The 20,496-nt window shown below is 66.1% G+C and carries 16 protein-coding genes; 2 read left to right on the top strand and 14 right to left on the bottom strand.

Annotated features, from left to right (window positions below):
- The 3 genes from rbbA to ACQ5BL_RS16950 form a co-directional block, all read right to left on the bottom strand.
- Entirely contained in the window at nucleotides 1-2,736 is a 2,736-nt protein-coding gene (gene rbbA / locus ACQ5BL_RS16940; protein WP_243809160.1) for a ribosome-associated ATPase/putative transporter RbbA, read from the bottom strand.
- Nucleotides 2,733-3,806 carry an HlyD family secretion protein gene (locus ACQ5BL_RS16945; protein WP_243809159.1) on the bottom strand — a complete coding sequence of 358 codons (1,074 nt, stop codon included), beginning with the start codon at nucleotides 3,804-3,806 and terminating at the stop codon, nucleotides 2,733-2,735. Before ACQ5BL_RS16945 ends, rbbA begins: the two co-directional genes overlap by 4 nt.
- Nucleotides 3,807-3,951: 145 nt before the next feature.
- Entirely contained in the window at nucleotides 3,952-4,314 is a 363-nt protein-coding gene (locus tag ACQ5BL_RS16950; protein ID WP_243434655.1) for a flagellar basal body-associated protein FliL, read from the bottom strand.
- A gap of 199 nt (nucleotides 4,315-4,513) precedes the next feature.
- Here ACQ5BL_RS16950 and ACQ5BL_RS16955 point away from each other — a divergent pair, with 199 nt between their 5' ends.
- The gene (locus tag ACQ5BL_RS16955) at nucleotides 4,514-5,491 is read left to right on the top strand and encodes an NADPH:quinone oxidoreductase family protein (RefSeq protein ID WP_243809158.1); all 978 of its coding nucleotides are present in this window, start codon (nucleotides 4,514-4,516) and stop codon (nucleotides 5,489-5,491) included.
- A gap of 692 nt (nucleotides 5,492-6,183) precedes the next feature.
- Here the strand turns inward: ACQ5BL_RS16955 and ACQ5BL_RS16960 are convergent.
- The 7 genes from ACQ5BL_RS16960 to ACQ5BL_RS16990 form a co-directional block, all read right to left on the bottom strand.
- A complete protein-coding gene (locus tag ACQ5BL_RS16960; RefSeq protein ID WP_243809157.1) occupies nucleotides 6,184-7,707 on the bottom strand; it encodes a malonate--CoA ligase in 1,524 nt (507 codons plus the stop codon).
- 9 nt (nucleotides 7,708-7,716) lie between these two features.
- Nucleotides 7,717-9,036, bottom strand: coding sequence for a malonyl-CoA decarboxylase (locus ACQ5BL_RS16965; protein ID WP_243809156.1), 1,320 nt, complete (start codon nucleotides 9,034-9,036; stop codon nucleotides 7,717-7,719).
- 28 nt (nucleotides 9,037-9,064) lie between these two features.
- On the bottom strand, nucleotides 9,065-10,522 hold the full coding sequence (locus ACQ5BL_RS16970; protein ID WP_243809155.1) for an amidase: 1,458 nt from the start codon (nucleotides 10,520-10,522) through the stop codon (nucleotides 9,065-9,067).
- Between the two features lie 215 nt (nucleotides 10,523-10,737).
- Complete coding sequence (locus ACQ5BL_RS16975; RefSeq protein WP_243809154.1) at nucleotides 10,738-11,772, bottom strand: extracellular solute-binding protein; 1,035 nt, start codon at nucleotides 11,770-11,772, stop codon at nucleotides 10,738-10,740.
- 19 nt (nucleotides 11,773-11,791) lie between these two features.
- On the bottom strand, nucleotides 11,792-12,598 hold the full coding sequence (locus ACQ5BL_RS16980; protein WP_207885754.1) for an ABC transporter permease: 807 nt from the start codon (nucleotides 12,596-12,598) through the stop codon (nucleotides 11,792-11,794).
- Nucleotides 12,598-13,521: an ABC transporter permease gene (locus ACQ5BL_RS16985; RefSeq protein ID WP_207885755.1), complete on the bottom strand. Its 924-nt coding sequence runs from the start codon at nucleotides 13,519-13,521 to the stop codon at nucleotides 12,598-12,600. The genes ACQ5BL_RS16980 and ACQ5BL_RS16985 overlap by 1 nt, the downstream gene beginning before the upstream one ends.
- Nucleotides 13,522-13,533: 12 nt before the next feature.
- Nucleotides 13,534-14,652 carry an ABC transporter ATP-binding protein gene (locus ACQ5BL_RS16990; RefSeq protein ID WP_243809153.1) on the bottom strand — a complete coding sequence of 373 codons (1,119 nt, stop codon included), beginning with the start codon at nucleotides 14,650-14,652 and terminating at the stop codon, nucleotides 13,534-13,536.
- A 229-nt stretch (nucleotides 14,653-14,881) separates the two neighbouring features.
- Here ACQ5BL_RS16990 and ACQ5BL_RS16995 point away from each other — a divergent pair, with 229 nt between their 5' ends.
- The gene (locus ACQ5BL_RS16995; RefSeq protein WP_207885757.1) at nucleotides 14,882-15,787 is read left to right on the top strand and encodes a LysR substrate-binding domain-containing protein; all 906 of its coding nucleotides are present in this window, start codon (nucleotides 14,882-14,884) and stop codon (nucleotides 15,785-15,787) included.
- 133 nt (nucleotides 15,788-15,920) lie between these two features.
- Here ACQ5BL_RS16995 and ACQ5BL_RS17000 read toward each other — a convergent pair whose 3' ends face one another.
- From ACQ5BL_RS17000 to trxA, 4 genes are all read right to left on the bottom strand, one after another.
- Entirely contained in the window at nucleotides 15,921-16,889 is a 969-nt protein-coding gene (locus ACQ5BL_RS17000; protein WP_243809152.1) for a CDP-6-deoxy-delta-3,4-glucoseen reductase, read from the bottom strand.
- A 110-nt stretch (nucleotides 16,890-16,999) separates the two neighbouring features.
- On the bottom strand, nucleotides 17,000-18,466 hold the full coding sequence (ubiD, locus tag ACQ5BL_RS17005) for a 4-hydroxy-3-polyprenylbenzoate decarboxylase (protein WP_243809151.1): 1,467 nt from the start codon (nucleotides 18,464-18,466) through the stop codon (nucleotides 17,000-17,002).
- Nucleotides 18,467-18,572: 106 nt separating this feature from the next.
- Nucleotides 18,573-19,835: a transcription termination factor Rho gene (rho, locus tag ACQ5BL_RS17010; protein WP_207885760.1), complete on the bottom strand. Its 1,263-nt coding sequence runs from the start codon at nucleotides 19,833-19,835 to the stop codon at nucleotides 18,573-18,575.
- A gap of 251 nt (nucleotides 19,836-20,086) precedes the next feature.
- Nucleotides 20,087-20,413 (bottom strand): thioredoxin TrxA, encoded by a 327-nt coding sequence (trxA, locus tag ACQ5BL_RS17015; protein WP_015475045.1) that lies wholly within the window; start codon nucleotides 20,411-20,413, stop codon nucleotides 20,087-20,089.
- Nucleotides 20,414-20,496 lie beyond the last annotated feature (83 nt).

Here is a 20,496-nt window from a genome sequence, read left to right on the forward strand (position 1 = left end):
TCAGACCTCCTGCTTCTTCAGGCAGGCCACGCTGAGCAGCGTCAGCACCACCACCATGGCCGCCAGCGGCAGGTAGTAGACCCACAGGTCGGCGAAGCCCAGCGCCTTGGAGAAGGTGCCACGGCTGACGATGAGGAAATGCGAGGTCGGGTAGAGCTGGCCAATCACCGCCGCCGCGCCTTCCAGCGAGGACACCGGGTGGATCAACCCGGAAAACTGGATCGCCGGGATCATGGTGGCGATGGCGGTGCCGAACACCGCGGCGATCTGGCTCTTCATGAAGGTCGAGAGCAGCAGGCCGAGCCCGGTACTGGTCACCACGTAAAGGAACGCACCGACCAGCAGCGCCAGGAAGCTGCCCTTGAGCGGCACCTGGAACAGCAGCACGGCCATGGCCAGCATCAGCACGAAGTTGATCATGCCCATGCCGATGTAGGGCAGCTGCTTGCCGAGCAGGAACTCCAGGCGCGTGACCGGGGTGACGTAGAGGTTGGTGATCGAGCCCAGCTCCTTCTCGCGCACCACGCCCAGTGCGGTGAGCATTGCCGGGATCATGATCAGCAGCAGTGGTATCACCGCCGGCACCATGGCCTTGAGACTCTCCACGTCCGGATTGTAGCGGAAGCGCACTTCGGTGCTGGCCGCCGCGCTGGCGGCGGCGTTGCCATTTTGTCGCGCAAGGTCGGCCAAGTAGCTGGCGTGCAGCCCCTGCACGTAGCCGAGTACGGTGTTGGCGCGGGTCGGCATGGCGCCGTCGATCCACACGCCGATGGCCGGGTCGGCGCCGCGCTTCAGGTCGCGGCCGAAGTTCGGCGGGATCTCCACGGCCAGGCTGATGTCGCCGCTGCGCAGGCGCCGTTCCAGCTCCTCGGGATTCTGGATCGGCGCCTTCTCGATGAAATAGCGCGAGCCGGAAATGTTCAGCGCATAGGCCTGGCTGGTGGTGGTCTGGTCGCGGTCGAGCACCGCGTAGGTGAGGTCCTCGACGTCCATGTTGATGCCGTAACCGATGATGAACATCAGCAGCGCGGTGCCCAGCAGCGCCAGGGTCAGGCGGATCGGGTCGCGGCGCAGCTCCATGGCCTCGCGGCGCGCGTAGCTGAACAGGCGCAGCCAGCTGAATCGGTCGCTGCCCTGGTAGCGGGCGGGCGCGGCAGGCTGCTCGGGAGCGGGCACGGCGTCGGGCACCGGCGCGCTGCCGGCAGCCTCTTCCAGGTAGGCGATGAAGGTGGCTTCCAGGGTCGGCAGGCCGCGCTTGTGCATCAGCCCCTGCGGGGTGTCGCTGTCGAGCACCTTGCCGGCGTGCATCAGCGAGATGCGGTCGCAGCGCTCGGCCTCGTTCATGAAGTGGGTGGAGATGAAGATGGTCACGCCGTCGTTGCGCGACAGCTCCACCATCAGCTCCCAGAAGCCGTCGCGGGCCACCGGGTCGACGCCCGAGGTGGGCTCGTCGAGGATCAGGATTTCCGGCTTGTGGATTACCGCCACGGCTAGCGACAGGCGCTGGCGGATGCCCAGCGGCAGGCTGTCGGGCAGCTCGTCCTTGACCTTGCCGAGGTCGAAACGCTGGAGCATTTCCTCCACGCGCGGCGCGATCTGCTCATGCGGAATGTGGAACAGCTTCGCGTGCAATTCGAGGTTCTGCAGCACCGTCAGCTCGGCGTACAGCGAGAAGGCCTGGGACATGTAGCCGACGCGCCGACGCGTCTGCATGTCGTTGGCGTTCACCGGCTGGCCGAACAGCGCGCAGGTGCCTTCGCTGGCCGGCAACAGGCCGGTGAGCATCTTCATGGTGGTGGACTTGCCGCAGCCGTTGGAGCCGAGGAAGCCGAAGATTTCCCCGCGCTCGATGCGGAAGCTGACGTGGTCCACCGCGACGAAATCGCCGAAGCGGCAGGTCAGCCCCTCGGCTTCGATGGCGATCTGCGGCGCGCCTTCACTCTGCGCGCGCGGCGGAATCACCAGCTTGTGGTGGCCGGCGCGCTTGCTCTCGGGCAGCAGCGCGATGAAGGCTTCTTCGAGATTCTGCGTGCTGGTCTGCTCGCGCAGTTCGGCGGGCGTGCCGGTGGCGAGCACCTTGCCCTCGTCCATCGCCACCAGATGGTCGAAGCGCTCGGCCTCCTCCATGTAGGCGGTGGCCACCAGCACGCTCATGCCCTCGCGGCCAGCGCGGATACGTGCGATCAGCTCCCAGAACTGGTTGCGCGACAGCGGGTCGACGCCGGTGGTGGGCTCGTCGAGGATCAGCAGGTCGGGGTCGTGGATCAACGCGCAGCACAGCCCGAGTTTCTGCTTCATGCCGCCGGAGAGCTTGCCCGCCGGGCGCTCGGCGAAGGGCGCAAGACCGGTGCTGCGCAGCAGGTCGGCGATGCGCCGCTCGCGCTCGGCCTTGTCGTGGCCGAACAGGCGGCCGAAGAAGTCGACGTTCTCGAACACCGAGAGCGTCGGGTAGAGATTCTTGCCCAGGCCCTGCGGCATGTAGGCGATGCGCGGGCATACGGCGCGGCGGTGGCGCGCGTCGCGCATGTCGCCGCCGAGCACCTGGATCTCGCCGTCCTGCATCTTCCGCGCGCCGGCCAGCAGCGCCAGCAGGCTGGACTTGCCGACGCCATCCGGGCCGATCAGGCCGACCATGCGGTTGGCCGGGATTTCCAGGCTGACGTCGTCGACTGCGCGGGTCTGCCCATAGCGCAGCGAGACGCCAGCCAGACGGGCCACGCAGTCGGCGGCGTTCATTGCGGGACCTTGATCTGCAGCTGCGCCGGCCACTCAACCTGCGGGTCGAGGCGCAGGTAGGCCATGCCCGGTACGCCGGTCTTCACGTAGGTGATGTATTTCGCCAGCAACCCCGGATCCAGGCGCGCCTTGACGCGGAACATCAGCTTCTCGCGCTCGTTGGCGGTCTCCACGGTCTTGGGCGTGAACTGCGCGACGCTGGCGACATAGGACACCTTCGCAGGAATCACGTACTCGGGCACGGCGTCGATCACCAGGTGCACCTCCTGGCCCAGTTCGACCTTGCCGGCCTGGCCCGAGGGCAGGAAGAAGGTCATGTAGACGTCGGCCAGGTCGACCATGTTGAGCAGCTTGCCGCCGGCCGCCAGCACTTCACCCGGCTGCGCCACGCGGTATTGCACGCGGCCGTTGCGCGGGGCCTTTAGCAGGCTGTCGTCGATGTCCGCCTGCAGGCGCACGGTGCTCGCGGTGGCGGCCTCGATGGCCGACTGCGCCTCGATCACCTGGGAACGCGCGGCGGCGATGCCGGCCTGGGCCGAGACCACTTGCGAGCGCGATGCGGCCAGCGCGGCCTGGGCGCTCTGCATCACCGCACGGTCGTCATCCAGTTGCTGCTGCGGCAGGGCGTTGCGTTTGACCAACTGCTCGGTGCGGCTGAAGCGCTTCTGCGCGGCGGTCAGTTCCGCCTGGCGCTGGGCAACCACGGCTTCGGCGGTGGATTTCTCACTGGTGCGCTGGGCCACCAGGGATTCGGCGGTGAGCTGGGCGTTCTGCGCCCGCCGCACCTCCGCCTGGGCCTGGGCGAGCTGGGCCTGGAGCACCTGGGTGTCCATCTTCGCCACCACGTCGCCGGCTTTCACGAAGTCGCCTTCGTCCACCAGGATTTCCGCCACGCGGCCGGGCAGCTTGGTGGCCACGTCGACTTCGGTGGCCTCGATGCGCCCATTGCCGCTGGCGAATCCGTCGGGGAGCCCGTTGGGCTTGAACGTCTGCCAGGCCAGCGCGGCGAGCACGGCCGCAGCCACCACGATCAGTCCGCGGGTGCGCCAGCTTTTTGCGATTCCTGTCATCCGATGATCCTCATCTGCTGCGCTCTGATTCGAGCGAATCATGAAGGGATCATCGGTGATCGGTGGCGAATGGGGCTTGATGCAAGTCAGGCGTGACTAGGAAATTTCCTACACGCCAGATGTGGCGGGGGCCTGAGCCCCGCGATCAGGGCTGGACGATGAGGTTGTTGAAGAGGACCTCGTCCACCAGCGGCTTCCCCTCTTCCTGCTGCAGCACGTCCTGCACCTGCTTGAGGGCCTCCTGGCGCAGCTTCTCCTTGCCCTCGACGCTGCCGAGGGAGTCGTCGGTCTGCTGGGCGAACAGCATCACCAGCTGGTTGCGAATCAGCGGCTCATGGTGCTCGACCTTCTCCGAGGCCTCCTTGCCGGTGACCTTCAGTGCAATGTCGGCCTTGAAGTACTTCAGCTTCGGGCCGCTGCCGTAGTTACCCACCAGCGCCGGGGTGAGGTCGATGAACACGGGCTTGTTGGCGTCTTCCGCCTTCCCCTCTTCGGACTCGGAGGCCATGACGAAGGGGCTGAAGGAAAGGACCAGCAACAGGGCGAGGAAAGCTCTCAAGGCGGTGTCTCCGGATTCGATGGTCCAAAGGATAGCCACACTCGCGCCGCCGCCCAAGCTATATCGGGGCATAAGCCGGGACCATGGTGATTTGCCCCCTCGGCGCGCACTCCTACACTGCGCCGATACCCAGAGTGGAGTACTCCGCATGAAAGCCGTGCTGTGCAAAGCCTTCGGCCCCGCCGAAACCCTGGTGCTGGAAGACATCGCCAGCCCCGAGCCGAAGAAGAACGAAGTCCTGCTGCAGGTGCACGCCGCCGGGGTGAACTTCCCCGATACGCTGATCATCGAGGGCAAGTACCAGTTCAAGCCGCCCTTCCCGTTCTCGCCGGGTGGCGAAGCCGCCGGCGTGATCGCGGCGGTGGGTGAGAAGGTCAGCCACGTGAAGCCCGGCGACCGGGTGATGGCGCTGACCGGCTGGGGCAGCTTCGCCGAGGAAGTGGCGGTGCCCGGCTACAACGTGATGCCGATCCCCGACGGCATGGACTTCGCCAGTGCCGCCGCCTTCGGCATGACCTACGGCACCTCCATGCACGCGCTCAAGCAGCGCGCCAACCTGCAGCCGGGCGAGACCCTGCTGGTGCTCGGCGCCTCCGGCGGCGTCGGCCTGGCGGCGGTGGAGATCGGCAAGGCCATGGGCGCCAAGGTCATCGCCGCCGCCAGCAGCGACGCCAAGCTGGAAGTGGCCAAGGCAGCAGGCGCCGACGTGCTGATCAACTACAGCGAAGGCAGCCTGAAGGACCAGCTCAAGGCCATCACCGGCGGCCAGGGCGTGGACGTGATCTACGACCCGGTGGGCGGCGACCTGTTCGAGGAAGCCTTCCGCTCCATCGCCTGGAACGGCCGCATGCTGGTGGTGGGCTTCGCCAGCGGCACCATCCCGTCGCTGCCGGCCAACCTCACCCTGCTCAAGGGCGCGTCGCTGGTCGGCGTGTTCTGGGGCTCCTTCGCCCAGCGCCAGCCGCAGGACAACGCTGCGAATTTCCAGCAGCTGTTCACCTGGTTCGCCGAGGGCAGGATCAAGCCGCTGGTGTCGCAGACCTATCCGCTGGAGAAGGCGGCGGATGCGATCAATCACCTCGGCCAGCGCAAGGCGGTGGGGAAGGTGGTGGTAACGGTGCGCTGATTCCATGTTCCCTGTAGGAGCGGATTTCATCCGCGATCGCGGACGGAGTCCGCTCCTACGAAAGCAAAGAGCCCCGCGTGAGCGGGGCTTTTTCGTTCCGAGGCCAACCTGTAGGAGCGCGCCATGCGCGCGATCGCGGGCATGGCCCGCTCCTACAGGGGAAATCCGGTGTTGGGCGTTTCGCGAGCAAGAACTAGGCGTCCCCCTCGGTCCTACGAAGAGTCCCCGCCCCCACCGATCCAGCTCTGGCTTTGGTTCTGAAGATTTCCGGAGAAACATCCGCACACTCCGGACGGCCCCTTTCAGGAGGCCTCGTTGAAGCGGAGTTTCAGGGGTTGAGCGGCATGGATGCCGCGAGAGCCGCGATGGGCCAGGGATGGCCCTTCGCGGCGTGCCCCTGAAACTTCGCTTCAATGAGGGAATTTTTCGCCTAAGCGAAAAACCGGATGGAGGGGCAAGCGCTTTGGTTACTTTCTCGCGTTTGAGAAAGTGACTCGCCCGAGGGGGCGAAACAAAATCTCGCAGCGCACACCGAAGCGGCGCAGAAATACCCAACCAGAAGCAAGAGCATCGCGGACGAAGTCCGCTCCTACGAAAGCGCAAACGCCGAAGTCCCCTTGTAGGAGCGGGCCATGCGCGCGATCGCGGGCATGGCCCGCTCCTACAAGGGGGTACCAGCGTTGGGCGCAGTATCAGGAATACAGCCCCTTGAACTGCTCGCGCAGCACGTTCTTCTGCACCTTGCCCATCACGTTGCGCGGCAGCGAATCGACCACCATCACCCGCTTGGGCTGCTTGAAGCGCGCCAGCTTGCCGTCCAGGGCGGCGAGTACCTGCGCCTCGGTCGGCGCCTCGCCCTTGCTGGCCACCAGCACCGCAGTCACGCCCTCGCCGAAGTCCGGGTGCGGCACACCGATCACCGCCGACTCGGCCACGCCGGGCAGGGCGTCGAGGATTTCTTCCAGCTCCTTCGGATACACGTTGAAGCCGCCGCTGATGATCATGTCCTTGTTGCGGCCGACGATCTGCACGTAACCACGCTCATCCACGAAGCCGATGTCGCCGGTCATGAAGTAGCCGTCCGCGCGCAGTTCCTCGGCGGTCTTCTCCGGCATCCGCCAGTAGCCCTGGAACACGTTCGGCCCGCGCACTTCGATCATCCCCGGTTCGCCCTGGGGCAGCAGGGTCGGCTCGGCCTTGGCCGGGTCGGTGATGCGCAGTTCGACGCCCGGCAGCGGAAAACCGACGGTACCGGCGATGCGCTCGCCGTCCAGCGGGTTGGAGGTGTTCATGCCGGTCTCGGTCATGCCGTAGCGTTCGAGGATGGCCATGCCGGTACGCTCGGAGAAGGCCTTATGGGTCTCGGCGGTGAGCGGCGCGGAACCGGAGATGAACAGGCGCATGTGCGCCACCGCCTCGCGGGTCAGGCCCGGCTGGTCGAGCAGGCGGGTGTAGAAGGTCGGCACGCCCATCAGCAGGTTCACCTGCGGCAGCAGCTTGAGCATCTGCGCGGCGTCGAACTTGCTCAGGAAGAGCATCGAGCCGCCGGCCATCAGCAGGCTGTTGCAGGCGACGAACAGGCCGTGGATGTGGAAGATCGGCAGCGCATGGAGCAGCCAGTCGTCCGCGCTGATCTTCCAGTAATCCACCAGCGCGCGGGCGTTGGAGACCAGGTTGCCGTGGCTGATCATGGCGCCCTTGGAGCGCCCGGTGGTGCCGGAGGTGTAGAGGATCGCGGCAAGGTCGGAGGCGGCGCGCTCGACGTCGGCGAAGCGTCCCGGCTTGCCCTGCACCCGCTCCATCAGCGAGCCGTTGCCGGCGTCGCCCAGGGTCTCCACGTGGGCCACGCCGCTGACCTTCGCCAGCTCGCGGGCCTGGGCCTCGAAGGCCGGTGCGCAGACGAACAGCGAGGGCTCGGCGTCGTCGAGGAAGTAGCGCAGCTCCTCGCCGGTGTAGCCGCTGTTGAGCGGCAGGTAGACCGCGCCGACGCGCAATACGGCGAGGTAAAGCATCACCGTCTCGGGGCTCTTGTCGACCTGCACGGCGACGCGGTCGCCCGGCTGCACGCCGAGTTCCACCAGCGCGTGGGCGAACTGCGAGGTGCTGCGCAGCATGTCGGCGTAGCTGTAGCCGCCGCCGTCCGGGGTGCGGATGAAGGGCTTGGAAAGGTCGCTGGGCAGGTGTTTGCCGACTTCGGCGAAAAGGCTCTGGTTCATGTGCGGGTCCTAGCGTTTCGTTTTCGCTGACAGGGTGGCCAGTTTGCGAACCTCGGGAGAGGCCGTGACCGCGCCCTGGTTGGCGTAGGCTTCGTGGTTCTTTTCGATCTGGCGCAGTTCGTAGCGGTAATTGACCATCAGCCCGGCGGCCTGGCGCAGGCCGCTGGCGGAGAGGTCGCCGCGCCAGTTCAGGCGCTCCAGGCGGGCGCCGTTGCCCAGGTGGAAGCGCGCCACCGGGTCCAGCGGCAGGCCGCCGCCGTTCCTGGCGTGCAGGAAGTATTCGGCGGCCAGCGCCAGCAACGGCTGTTCCGTGCGCGGCGGTGGCGGTGCGTCGGGCTTGAGCGCCTTGAGCAGCTCGGCGGCGGCCGCGCCCAGTTGCAGGTCATCGCCCAGGCTGTCGAGCCAGCGGCGGAAGCCGGGCACCGGCGACAGGGTGACGAACTGGCGCAGGCCGGGTATCTCCCGCGCCAGTTCCTCCACCACCTGCTTGATCAGGAAGTTGCCGAAGGAGATGCCACGCAGGCCGTCCTGGCAGTTGCTGATGGAGTAGAACACCGCGGTGTCCGGCTCCTCCGCCGACTGCGCTTCTGGCTTGGCCTCAAGGATGTCGGCGATTGCCCCGGGCATTGCGCGGGTCAGCGCCACTTCGACGAAGATCAGCGGCTCGTCGGCAAGGGCCGGGTGGAAGAAGGCGAAGCAGCGGCGGTCGGCCGGCTGCAGGCGGCTGCGCAGGTCGTCCCAGTCCTTGATGGCGTGGACGGCCTCGTACTTGATGATCTTTTCCAGGATCGACGCCGGCGTCGACCAGTCGATGCGCCGCAATACCAGGAAGCCCCGGTTGAACCAGGAGGCCAGCAGGTGCTGCAGGTCGTGGTCGACCGCCGCGAGCTCAGGCCTGGCCTTGAGCTCCTGCAGCAGCAGGCGGCGCATGGCGATCAGTTCGGCGGTGCCGCCGGGGGCCTGGTTGAGGCGGCGGAACAGCTCCTGGCGCGGCGGTTCGCTGGCCTGGAACAGCGCCGTGGTATTGGCCGACGACGGATCATCGAGGTAGCGCTGGCAGGCTTGCGCCAGTGCGTCATGGGGCGGCGCGAAGTCCTTCAGCAGGATGTCGAAGAAGGCTTTCTGCTGGTCCTGCGGGCAATCCCGGTAGGCGCACAGCACCTGCTGCGCCAGGGCAACGCCCGAGGCTTCGCCGTGGCTGGAAACCAGCTTGTGGCAAGCCTGCGCCAGCGCCTGGGCATTGCCCGGCGCCGGCTCGCGCGACTCCAGCAGTTGCCGGCCGCGCTCGGTGATGCTTTGCAGCAGTTCCTGGAAGAAGCTGATATTCATGCGTCCCCCTCACGTGTGGCTAAGTGGATCAGTCGCCCTTCAACAGCGGCGGCGGGCAGCGCTGGTACCAGCGCGAGGCCTGCTCGTAGGCGTGGGCCAGTTGCAGCACGGCCATGTCGGCCTGGTGCCTGCCGATGATCTGCACGCCCATGGGCAGGCCCTGTTCATTGAAGCCGACCGGCACGTTGATCACCGGGCAACCGGACAGGGTGCCGGGGATCACCACCTCCATCCAGCGGTGGTAGGTGTCCATGGACTTGCCGGCGATCTCCTTCGGCCAGTCCCAGGTCTTGTCGAACGGGAACACCTGGGCGCTGGGCAGCAGCAGGTAATCGTAGCGCTCGAACAACTGGCTGATGGCGCGGTACCAGTCGCTGCGCGCGGCGGAGGCGCGGAACACCTCGACGGCCGAGAGCTTCAGGCCGTTCTCGATCTCCCAGATCGCCTCGGGCTTGAGCAGCTCGCGCTTGGCCGGGTCGGCGTAGGTCGCGCCCAGGGAGCCGGCGACCATCCAGTGACGCAGGGTGCGCCAGGTGTCCCACAGGCGCTCCGGGGAGAAGCCCATGGCGGTGTCTTCGACCTGGCAGCCGATGGCTTCGAAGTCGGCGAAGGACTTGCGGCACAGCTCCAGCACGCCGCGCTCCATCGGCAGATGGCCGCCGAGGTCGCCCAGCCAGCCCAGGCGCGCGCCCTTGAAGTCGCGCTCCAGCGAGCCGGCGAACTGTTCGCCGGATTGGGCGATGGACAGCGGCGCACGAGCATCGAAGCCGGCCTGCACCGACAGCAGCAGCGCCACGTCGCGCACGCTGCGGCCCATGGGACCTTCGTAGCCGAGCTGGTCGATGAACAGGTCGGCGCTGTCGTCGAAGGGCACGCGGCCCTGGGATGGGCGCATGCCGATGATGTTGTTGAAGGCCGCCGGGTTGCGCAGCGAGCCCATCATGTCGCTGCCGTCGGCCACCGGGACCATCTGCAGCGCCAGGGCCGCCGCCGCGCCGCCGCTGCTGCCGCCGGCGGTGCGGTCCGGCGCGTAGGCGCAGCCGGTGGCACCGAAGATCGGGTTGTAGCTGTGGGAGCCGAGGCCGAATTCGGGGGTGTTGGTCTTGCCGATGATGATCGCGCCGGCGGCCTTGATGCGCTCGACCATGATGCCGTCGCGCTCGGGCAGGTAGTCGCGGTACAACGGCGAGCCGAGGGTGGTGCGAATGCCCTGGGTCAGCGACAGGTCCTTCACCGCATGGGGCAGGCCGTGCATCCAGCCACGGTACTCGCCGCGGGCAAGCTCGGCGTCGCGCAGGTCCGCTTCGGCGAGCAGGGTTTCGCCCGGCTGCTGGCTGATGATGGCGTTGACCGCCGGGTTGTAGCGCTCGATCTGCGCCAGGTGCGCCTGCATCACTTCGCGGCACGACACCTGGCGCAGGCGGATGAGCTGGGCCAGTTCGTGGGCCTGGAGCTGGACGATTTCGTTGTGCGGGTTCTGGCTCATACGGCGTTGCCTTGCGTTCTACTGGGTCCCCACGTTCGCGGGGATGACGAATCACGGACAGTGCGGGCGCCAGGCATGCCGACGCTCAGGGAAAGACAGCGCTGCGCTCATTCGCAGCGCGTCTCGTCGGGGCGAGCGGTGCCCTGGCGCCTGGAGGCACCACGCTCACCACTCTCCCCGTCTCCCCCGCGAACGCGGGGGGCCAGCTAACGCACTCAGCGCATCAGGTTGGTCCAGACACGGTCGGCCAGGCGGATCGCGCCTTCGCCACAGGTCTGGCTGAACACCACCTTGGTGCCTTCGGGGATGTGCAGTTCAGGCGCATCCTTCAGGCCGGCATCGAGGAAGGGTTCCACGCCCTTGATCGGGCTCTGGTGCTTGAGGAAGTTCTGGGTCATCGCCGAGTTCTCGGGCTTGCTGAGGAAGGCGATGAACTTCTTGGCGCTGTCCGGATGCTTGGCGCCGGCCGGGATCACCAGGTTGTCCACCCAGGCGGTCACGCCTTCTTTCGGGTAGAGGTACTTCAGGCTGGGCTTCATCTCACGCGCGCGCATCGACGAGCCGCCCCAGAACATCGACATGTCGACTTCGCCCGAGGCCAGGTTCTCGCGGATCGAGCCGGCCTTGGAGCTGTAGGTCTTCACGAAGGGCTTCTGGTTCTTCAGCAGAGTCAGCACCTGCTGCATCTGCTTGGGGTCCTCGCTGCACAGCGGGATGCCCAGGTAGAGGCTGGCGGTGTCGATCACGTCGCTGGAGGAGTCCAGCATGTTGATCTTGCCCTGCAGCTCCTTGGGCGGGGTGAACAGCACCGAGTAGCTGTCCATCGGGCCGCTGTACTTGGCGGTGTCCAGCACCACGCTGGTGGTGCCCCAGATGAAGGGTACCGAGTAGGCGCCTTCCGGGTCCCAGGTGGGCTTCTTCAGGTTGTCCACGAGGTTGGCGTAGTACGGTTGGCTGACGGGATCGAAGCGCTCCAGCAGCTTCTCCTTCACCAGGATCGGGATGAACTGGTGCGAGGGGATGGCCACGTCGTAGCCAGTGCCGCCCTGCTTCAGCTTGGCCAGCAGGGTCTCGTTGGAGTCGTAGGAATCCACGGTCACCTTGATGCCGGTTTCCTTCTCGAACTTCTCCAGGATCTGCGGCGTGAAGTAGCCGCTCCAGCTGACGACGTTCAGTTGTTCGGCGGCGTGCACCTGGGCCATCAGGCCCAGCGTCAGGGTGGCGCCTACAGCAGCGATCAGTTTGCTCATCTTATTCTCCGGAAGTGGCTCAGGCTTTCTTCTTGCCAAGCAGGAAGGACAACGTTACGAACAGCACGGAAACACCGAGGATCAGGGTCGACACCGCGTTCACGTCGGGCGTCACGCCCATGCGCAGCAGGCCGAAGATGAAGATCGGCAACGTAGTGGTACCGGCCTGGGAGACCATCATCGAGATCACGAAGTTATCCAGCGAGACGATGAAGGCCAGCATCATCCCGGAGACGATCCCCGGGGTCAGCAGCGGCAGGGTGACCTTGCGGAAGGTCCGCCAGGGACCGGCATAGAGGTCGGCGGCGGCCTGTTCCAGGGACAGGTCCATGTCGTTCAGCCGGGCGCGGATCGGCAGGTAGGCGAACGGGATGCAGAACACCGTGTGGGCGATGATCAGGTTGCCGTAGCCCAGCGACAGGCCGAGGGTGGAGAACAGCGCCAGGGTGGCGACGCCGACCACGATCTCCGGCAGCACCAGCGGCAGCATGATCGCCCCCATGGACAGGCGCAGGCCCTTGAACTTGGCGCCACGCGAGGTACCCAGCGCGGCCAGGGTGGCGATCGCGGTGGAAATCACGCAGGCGCACACGGCGATCAGCAGGCTGTTGCCGGCGGCCTGGCGCAGCGCCTGGTTGGCGAAGGCGCTGCGGTACCAGTCGAGGCTGAAGCCGGTCCACACGGTGGCGGACTGGTTGGCGTTGAACGAGAGCACCACCAGCACCACGATGGGCGCATAGAGGTAGATGTAGAACAGCAGGCTCAGGGCGCCGAAGCCACGGAAGTCCTGCACGCCCAGACGGCGCTTGCTCAGCAGCGACAGCATCATTCACCTCCCCGGGCGATGCGCAGGCGCTCGGCGCGCATCGCGTAGAACATCAGCACCAGCATCACTGCGGCCATCAGCACCAGCGACAGCGCCGCTCCGAAGGGCCAGTTGCGGCCATCGCTGAACTGCCGGAAGATCAGGTTGCCGAGCATCATCTTGGTGCCGCCGCCGAGCAGCTCGGGGGCGATCATCGCGCCCAGGCAGGGCACGAAGGTGAGGATGGCGCCGGCAAGAATCCCCGGACGGGCGATCGGCAGGACCACCTTGCGCAGGGTGCGGATACGCCCGGCGTAGAGGTCCTGGGCAGCTTCGAGCAGGCGCATGTCCATCTTCTCGAGAGTTGCGTAGATCGGCAGCACCACGAAGGGCGCGTAGGTGTAGACCAGGCCCAGCAGCACGGCGCCGTCGGTGTACAGCAGGTCCAGCGGCTGGTGGATGATGCCGAGGCTCATCAGCGTGCCGTTGATCACGCCGGTGCCGCGCAGCAGCAGGATCCAGGCGTAGGTACGGATCAGCAGGTTGGCCCAGAACGGCACGGTGATCAGGAAGATCAGCAGGCCACGGCGGTGCGCCGGCTGCATCGCCAGCCATACCGCCACCGGGAAGCCCACCAGCAGGGTGATGAAGGTGGTCGCGGCGGCGATGCCGATGGAGCGCAGGGCGATCACCATGTAGGAGTCGGCGAAGGCCAGGCTGTCGTCGAGCTGGCGCTCGAACAGCAGCGAGACGTAGGCGTCGGTGCTGAAGTGCGGATTGACCCCGCCATAGGGGTTGGCCTGCATCAGCGAATAGCCGATCACGATGAAGATCGGCACGATCAGGAACAGCCCGATGGAGGCCAGCGCGGGCGATACGCCGAGGAAGCTCCTCAGCGCCTTGCGCCGCTCCAGCGCGCCGCCGGTGGTGGATATCTGGTTCATGCTCACCCCCGCTCAGTCCAGCAGGACGCTGGCGCTGCCGGTTTCGAACAGCAGCCCGGCGCGTTGCCCGGCCACCAGGCGCTGACGCTGGCCGGCGCTGTTGGGCGCGCGGACCGTCAGGCGGGTGCCGTCGGCCAGGCTGACCTGGTACTGCAGGTCGGTGCCCAGGTAGATCTGCTGGGCGATGCTGCAGGGCGTGGCGGACGGGTTGTCCTCGGCCACCAGTTGCAGGCGCTCCGGGCGGATCGACAGGGTGACCTCGGCGCCAGCCTTGAGGCCCTCGCGACTGACCGCCTGGATCAGTTGGCCACCGGGGATGCGGAACTGCGCGCAGTCGCCGGCGATGCTCTCGACCCGTGCCGGGAGGAAGTTGGTCTCGCCGATGAAGTCGGCGACGAAGCGGTTGCGCGGATGCTCGTAGATTTCGTCCGGGCAGCCGACCTGCTGCACCTCGCCCTCGGAGAGCACGGCGATGCGGTCGGACATGGTCAGGGCTTCTTCCTGGTCATGGGTGACGAAGATGAAGGTGATGCCGGTCTTGGACTGGATCGCCTTGAGCTCTTCGCGCATGGCCTGGCGCAGCTTGAGGTCGAGGGCGGAGAGCGGCTCGTCGAGCAGCAGCACCTTGGGGTGCGGCGCCAGGGCGCGGGCCAGGGCGACGCGCTGTTGCTGACCGCCGGAGAGCTGGGTCGGCTTGCGCTGGGCGAAGCGTTCCATCTGCACCAGGGCGAGCATCTCGCGGACGCGCTCGGCGACTTCCGCCTTGCTCATGCGCTTGCCCATCGGGTGCGATTCCAGGCCGAAGGCCAGGTTCTCGGCAATGGTCATGTGCGGGAACAGGGCGTAGTGCTGGAACACGGTGTTCACCGGACGCTCGAACGGCGGGCGGTCGGCGATGTTCTCGCCGTACAGCCGGATTTCCCCGGCGGTGGGGAACTCGAAGCCGGCGATCATCCGCAGCAGAGTGGTCTTGCCGCAGCCCGAAGGACCGAGCAGGGTGAAGAACTCGTTGTCGCGGATGTCCAGGTCGACGCATTTGAGCGCGACGGGACCGCTGGCCGGGTCGCCGTAGACCTTGCGTACGGAGCGGATCGAGACCGCCGCCGTCTGCAGGCTGTGCAGGGCATTCATGGTGAAACCTCCGCATCCTTCCCGTCCGCCGCACGCTGGCGGTCGGGGGATCTTGTAGTTGTTCTGGCAGGACTAGAGAAACGCTGGAAGCAGCGCCGGCCGTATGCTCGGCCCTGAAAATCGTGGTGCTCCTGAAGCGGATATTCGAAGAAAGGCAGTTGAGCGAAAAGCTCAATTTTCTTACAGTCGGTATTAAAAAAATTAACAGCTAACCGCCGAGGCCATTTCCATGTCGATCCAGCGCCTTCCGCCGCTCAATGCCGTCCGCGCCTTCGAGGCCGCCGCCCGGCTGGGCAGCTATGTCGCGGCCTCCCGGGACCTGCACGTCACGCAGCCGGCCATCGGCCGCCATGTGAAGCTGCTGGAGGACTGGCTGGGCGTGCAGCTGTTCGAGCGCACCCCACGCGGGGTCAGCCTGACGCCGGCCGGGCAGCGCTATTACGCGAAGATATCCACAGCCCTGCAGCAGATCGCTGACGCCGGCCACGAGCTGGCTCCCGGCGGCTCGGCGCGCTGGCTGAAGATCATGGCGGTGCCGGCCTTCACCAAGCGCTGGCTGATGTCACGCCTGGAAACCCTGCGCCAGCAGCGGCCGGGCCTGAAGGTCGCCGTGGAGCCCAACCCCACCTTCACCGAAGTGGACGGCAAGAGCGCGGACCTGGGCATCGTCTATGGCCTGCCGGGCATCTACCCGCAATGCCACGCGACGCTGATCCGCCCGGCGGTGTTCCCGGTCTGCTCGCCGTCGTACCTGGCCGAGCACGGCCCGCTGAGCAGCGCCCGCGACCTCGCGCAGCACGCGCTGATCCACGTGGACGACGGCGAATGGTGGAACCTCTGGCTGTCCACCATCGGACTGGACCTGCGGGTGAGTCCGGAAGTGCTCTACGTCAGCAACGACCACGCGCTGTCCATGGCCGAGGCCGGCCACGGCATCGCCCTGGCCAACCTGGTGCTGGTGAAGCACCAGCTCGCCGCCGGCACCCTGGTGCGGCCACTGACCGAGGAAGTGCCGCTGGAGAGCTACCAGTTGCTGCTGCCGCCGGGGCCGGTCAGTGCCGACGTGGCGTGGTTCGAGGAGTGGATTCGGGCGGCGTTGCAGGAAGAGTTTTCCAGCGGGTCTCCGTTTAACTGAGTCGCGAGGCGCTACGCATCCAGGGCGTGACCCTGTAGGAGCGAGCTTGCTCGCGAACAAGCCCCGCAGCGGGAGCCGGGTTCGCGAGCAAGAACTAGGCGTCCCCCTCGATCCTACAAAAGCCCCCTTAGGCTCAGCCCCGCGGCGCGTAGGCGAACACGTCGGCGCGCATCTGATGCGGGTCCATGCCCGCCGCCACCAACGCATCCAGAGTGCCATAGACCATCGCCGGCGAACCGCTGGCGTACACCCGCAGGCCGGAAAGGTCGGTGAAGTCTTCGCACACCGCTTCATGCAGCAGGCCGCAGCGCCCCGCCCAACCGCACAGGTCGCTGACGATCTTGTGCAGATACAGGTTGGGCACGCCTTGCCACTGCTCCCAGTGCGGCAGCTCGTAGAAGTCCTCCGGACGACGCACACCCCAGTACAGGTGCACCGGATGGCTGAAGCCGGCGGCGCGGCAGTATTCGATCAGGCTGTGCATCTGCGCCATGCCGGTGCCGGCGGCGATCAGCACCAGCGGGCCGTCGGGCAGGTCGGCCAGGTGGGCATCACCGAAGGGCATCTGCACGCGGGCGAAACGGTCGCGCTGCAACTGCGCCAGCAGGTCGATGGCGCTGTTCTCCCGAGCCAGGATGTGCAGCTCCAGGTCGCGCCCTTCCTGCGGCGCGGAGGCCATGGAGAAGGCCGCCGGATCGCTGCCCTCGCGCTCGATCAGCAGGTACTGCCCGGCGTGGTAGCGCGGCGGCTTGCCGGCCGGCGCGCGCAGGCGCACGCGCCAGACGTCGCCGCCCACCGGCTCGCAGAGGGTCAGCTGGCAGGCCAGAGAGCGCACCGGCAGCTCGCCGGGGGCGAGCACGCCGTCCCAGTGCAGCACGCAGTCTTCCAGCGGCTCGGCCAGGCAGGTGAAGAGTTCGCCGTGGTCGCGCACCTCGCCATCCTGGCGCACGCGCCCCTCCACCAGCAGCGCCGCGCAGATGTGGCAGTTGCCGTTGCGGCAGCTCTGCGGGCACTCGTAGCCCAGGCGCCGCGCACCGTCGAGGATACGTTCGCCGGGCCTCAGCTCAAGCCGGGCGCCGGAGGGTTGCAAGGTCACTTTCAAGCGTTGTTCTCGTTCTTTTGATTCTGTAGGAGCGGGCCATGCCCGCGAACCTTGCCATGCAGCGGCGCCAGGTCGCGGGCATGACCCGCTCCTACAAGGTTACCTGCGCCTCAATCGATGCCCAGGCTCGCCCAGATTTCGTCGACGCGGCGGGTCACCGCCGGGTCCTTCTCGATCACCCTGCCCCACTCGCGGCTGGTCTCGCCCGGCCACTTGTGGGTGGCGTCCAGGCCCATCTTCGAGCCCAGGCCCGAGATCGGCGAGGCGAAGTCCAGGTAGTCGATCGGCGTGTTGTCGATCATCACCGTGTCGCGCTTGGGGTCCATGCGCGTAGTGATGGCCCAGATCACGTCGTTCCAGTCGCGGGCGTTGATGTCGTCGTCGGTGACGATAACGAACTTGGTGTACATGAACTGTCGCAGGAACGACCACACACCCAGCATGACGCGCTTGGCGTGGCCGGGATACTGCTTCTTCATGGTCACCACCGCCATGCGGTAGGAGCAGCCCTCGGGCGGCAGGTAGAAATCGGTGATCTCGGGGAACTGCTTCTGCAGGATCGGCACGAACACTTCGTTCAGCGCCACGCCGAGGATCGCCGGTTCATCCGGCGGGCGGCCGGTGTAGGTGCTGTGGTAGATCGGTTTCTGCCGGCGGGTGATGCGCTCGACGGTGAACACCGGGAAGCGGTCCACCTCGTTGTAGTAGCCGGTGTGGTCGCCATACGGGCCTTCGTCGGCCATCTCGCCGGGATGGATCACCCCTTCGAGGACAATCTCGGCACTGGCCGGCACCTGCAGGTCGCTGCCGATGCACTTCACCAGCTCGGTCTTGTGCCCGCGCAGCAGGCCGGCGAAGGCGTATTCGGAAAGGGTGTCCGGCACCGGGGTCACGGCGCCGAGGATGGTCGCCGGGTCCGCGCCCAGGGCCACGGCCACCGGGTAAGGCTTGCCCGGGTGCTTCTGGCACCACTCGCGGTAGTCCAGCGCGCCGCCGCGGTGGCTGAGCCAGCGCATGATGACCTTGTTGCGGCCGATCACCTGCTGGCGGTAGATGCCGAGGTTCTGCCGTTCCTTGTTCGGCCCGCGGGTGACGGTCAGGCCCCAGGTAATCAGCGGCGCCACGTCGCCGGGCCAGCAGGTCTGCACCGGCAGCTTCGACAGGTCGACGTCGTCGCCCTCCTCGATCACTTCCTGGCAGGGCGCGTCCTTCAGGACCTTGGGCGCCATGCTGATGACCTTCTTGAAGATCGGCAGCTTGGACCAGGCGTCCTTCAGCCCCTTGGGCGGCTCGGGCTCCTTGAGGAAGGCCAGCAGCTTGCCGATCTCGCGCAGCTCGGAGACATCCTCGGCGCCCATGCCCAGGGCCACGCGCTCGGGCGTGCCGAACAGGTTGCCGAGCACGGGGATGTCGTAGCCGGTGGGCTTTTCGAACAGCAGGGCCGGGCCCTTGGCGCGCAGGGTGCGGTCGCACACCTCGGTCATTTCCAGCACGGGGGAAACCGGCGCCTGGATGCGCTTGAGCTGTCCACGCTGCTCAAGGGCGGCGATGAACTCGCGCAGGTCGCGATACTGCATGAGGAGTCTCGATGCGAAGGTGAAGATGCGACAGTTTAGCCGCTAACAACGCTTCGCAGAAACACGAAGGCCGGGTTTCCCCGGCCTCGTTGTACTCTCAGAGCGATTATTTGCTGCGCTTCATGGAGTCGAAGAACTCATCGTTCGTCTTGGTCTGCTTGAGCTTGTCGAGCAGGAATTCGACCGCGGCGATCTCGTCCATCGGATGGAGGATCTTGCGCAGGATCCACATGCGCTGCAGCTCTTCCTCACCGGTGAGCAGCTCTTCGCGACGGGTGCCGGAGCGATTGATGTTGATCGCCGGGAACACGCGCTTTTCCGAGATGCGACGGTCGAGGATGAGCTCCGAGTTACCGGTGCCCTTGAATTCCTCGTAGATCACTTCGTCCATCTTCGAGCCGGTTTCGATCAGCGCGGTGGCGAGGATGGTCAGCGAACCGCCTTCCTCGATGTTGCGCGCGGCGCCGAAGAAGCGCTTGGGCTTTTCCAGGGCGTGGGCGTCGACACCGCCGGTGAGCACCTTGCCGGAGCTGGGGATCACGGTGTTGTAGGCACGGGCCAGACGGGTGATGGAGTCGAGCAGGATGATCACGTCCTTCTTGTGCTCGACCAGGCGCTTGGCCTTCTCGATCACCATCTCGGCGACCTGCACGTGGCGGGTCGGCGGCTCATCGAAGGTGGAGGCGACCACTTCGCCGCGCACGGTGCGCTGCATCTCAGTCACTTCTTCCGGGCGCTCGTCGATCAGCAGGACGATCAGGTGGCACTCGGGGTTGTTGCGGGTGATGTTCGCCGCGATGTTCTGCAGCATGATGGTCTTGCCCGCTTTCGGCGGTGCGACGATCAGGCCGCGCTGACCCTTGCCAATCGGGGCGCAGAGGTCGATCACCCGGCCGGTGAGGTCCTCGGTGGAGCCGTTGCCGGCTTCCATGGTCAGGCGCTTGTTCGGGAACAGCGGGGTCAGGTTCTCGAACAGGATCTTGTTCTTCGCGTTTTCCGGGCGGTCGAAGTTGATCGTGTCGACCTTGAGCAGCGCGAAGTAACGCTCGCCTTCCTTCGGCGGACGAATCTTGCCGATGATGGTATCGCCGGTGCGCAGGTTGAAGCGCCGGATCTGGCTGGGCGAGACGTAGATGTCGTCGGGGCCGGCCAGGTACGAGGAATCGGCGGAGCGCAGGAAGCCGAAGCCGTCCTGCAGAATCTCCAGCACGCCGTCGCCGGAGATTTCCTCACCGCTTTTCGCGTGCTTCTTCAGCAGCGCGAAGATGATGTCCTGTTTGCGCGAACGAGCCATGTTTTCCAGGCCCATGGCATCGGACATTTCCAGCAATTCGGCAATCGGCTTTTGCTTGAGTTCGGTCAGATTCATAGAAGGGGACGTAAATACGCTGAAAGGGGAAAAGGGAACAAGCGTGATGCTTGAAGAGCCGTGCCGCAGATGACGGACAGGATCGCTTGGAATTCGAATAGGAAGTGCGTCGGCGACGGCTTGCAGGGAACAACGTAAATCAACGTTGTGCGCCCGAATTTAACACCCGGGTTTCGGAGCGTCTAGGGAAAAATAGCGGTAAAAAGAAAAAAGCCCCGCTGATTTGCGGGGCTTTTCATGCAGGCTTCGACTCAGATGTTGCTGTCGAGGAAGGCTGCCAGCTGGGACTTGGACAGTGCGCCAACCTTGGTCGCTTCGACGTTGCCGCCCTTGAACAGCATCAGGGTCGGGATGCCGCGCACGCCGTACTTCGGCGGGGTGTCCTGGTTCTCGTCGATGTTCAGCTTGCAGACTTTCAGCTTGCCCTGATAGTCCTTGGCGATCTCGTCGAGTACCGGGGCGATCATCTTGCACGGGCCGCACCATTCGGCCCAATAGTCGACCAGCACGGGACCGTCGGACTTCAGTACGTCCTGCTCGAAGCTGGCATCGGTAACATTGACGATATGTTCGCTCATGTATTCTCTCCGTCAATCGGATGCGAAAAAGTGTCCGTCATCATATCCCGCCTCGGCCCGCACCGAAAGGCACAGCTGATTGA

Origin of the sequence: Pseudomonas sp. B1-22 (assembly GCF_050474425.1) — a bacterium.
Lineage (GTDB): Bacteria > Pseudomonadota > Gammaproteobacteria > Pseudomonadales > Pseudomonadaceae > Pseudomonas.

Coding starts and splice junctions, on each gene's coding strand:
- rbbA (WP_243809160.1), bottom strand. CDS start 2,736: ATGAACGCCGCCGACTGCGTGGCCCGTCTGGCTGGCGTCTCGCTGCGC.
- ACQ5BL_RS16945 (WP_243809159.1), bottom strand. CDS start 3,806: ATGACAGGAATCGCAAAAAGCTGGCGCACCCGCGGACTGATCGTGGTG.
- ACQ5BL_RS16950 (WP_243434655.1), bottom strand. CDS start 4,314: ATGGCCTCCGAGTCCGAAGAGGGGAAGGCGGAAGACGCCAACAAGCCC.
- ACQ5BL_RS16955 (WP_243809158.1), top strand. CDS start 4,514: ATGAAAGCCGTGCTGTGCAAAGCCTTCGGCCCCGCCGAAACCCTGGTG.
- ACQ5BL_RS16960 (WP_243809157.1), bottom strand. CDS start 7,707: ATGAACCAGAGCCTTTTCGCCGAAGTCGGCAAACACCTGCCCAGCGAC.
- ACQ5BL_RS16965 (WP_243809156.1), bottom strand. CDS start 9,036: ATGAATATCAGCTTCTTCCAGGAACTGCTGCAAAGCATCACCGAGCGC.
- ACQ5BL_RS16970 (WP_243809155.1), bottom strand. CDS start 10,522: ATGAGCCAGAACCCGCACAACGAAATCGTCCAGCTCCAGGCCCACGAA.
- ACQ5BL_RS16975 (WP_243809154.1), bottom strand. CDS start 11,772: ATGAGCAAACTGATCGCTGCTGTAGGCGCCACCCTGACGCTGGGCCTG.
- ACQ5BL_RS16980 (WP_207885754.1), bottom strand. CDS start 12,598: ATGCTGTCGCTGCTGAGCAAGCGCCGTCTGGGCGTGCAGGACTTCCGT.
- ACQ5BL_RS16985 (WP_207885755.1), bottom strand. CDS start 13,521: ATGAACCAGATATCCACCACCGGCGGCGCGCTGGAGCGGCGCAAGGCG.
- ACQ5BL_RS16990 (WP_243809153.1), bottom strand. CDS start 14,652: ATGAATGCCCTGCACAGCCTGCAGACGGCGGCGGTCTCGATCCGCTCC.
- ACQ5BL_RS16995 (WP_207885757.1), top strand. CDS start 14,882: ATGTCGATCCAGCGCCTTCCGCCGCTCAATGCCGTCCGCGCCTTCGAG.
- ubiD (WP_243809151.1), bottom strand. CDS start 18,466: ATGCAGTATCGCGACCTGCGCGAGTTCATCGCCGCCCTTGAGCAGCGT.
- rho (WP_207885760.1), bottom strand. CDS start 19,835: ATGAATCTGACCGAACTCAAGCAAAAGCCGATTGCCGAATTGCTGGAA.
- trxA (WP_015475045.1), bottom strand. CDS start 20,413: ATGAGCGAACATATCGTCAATGTTACCGATGCCAGCTTCGAGCAGGAC.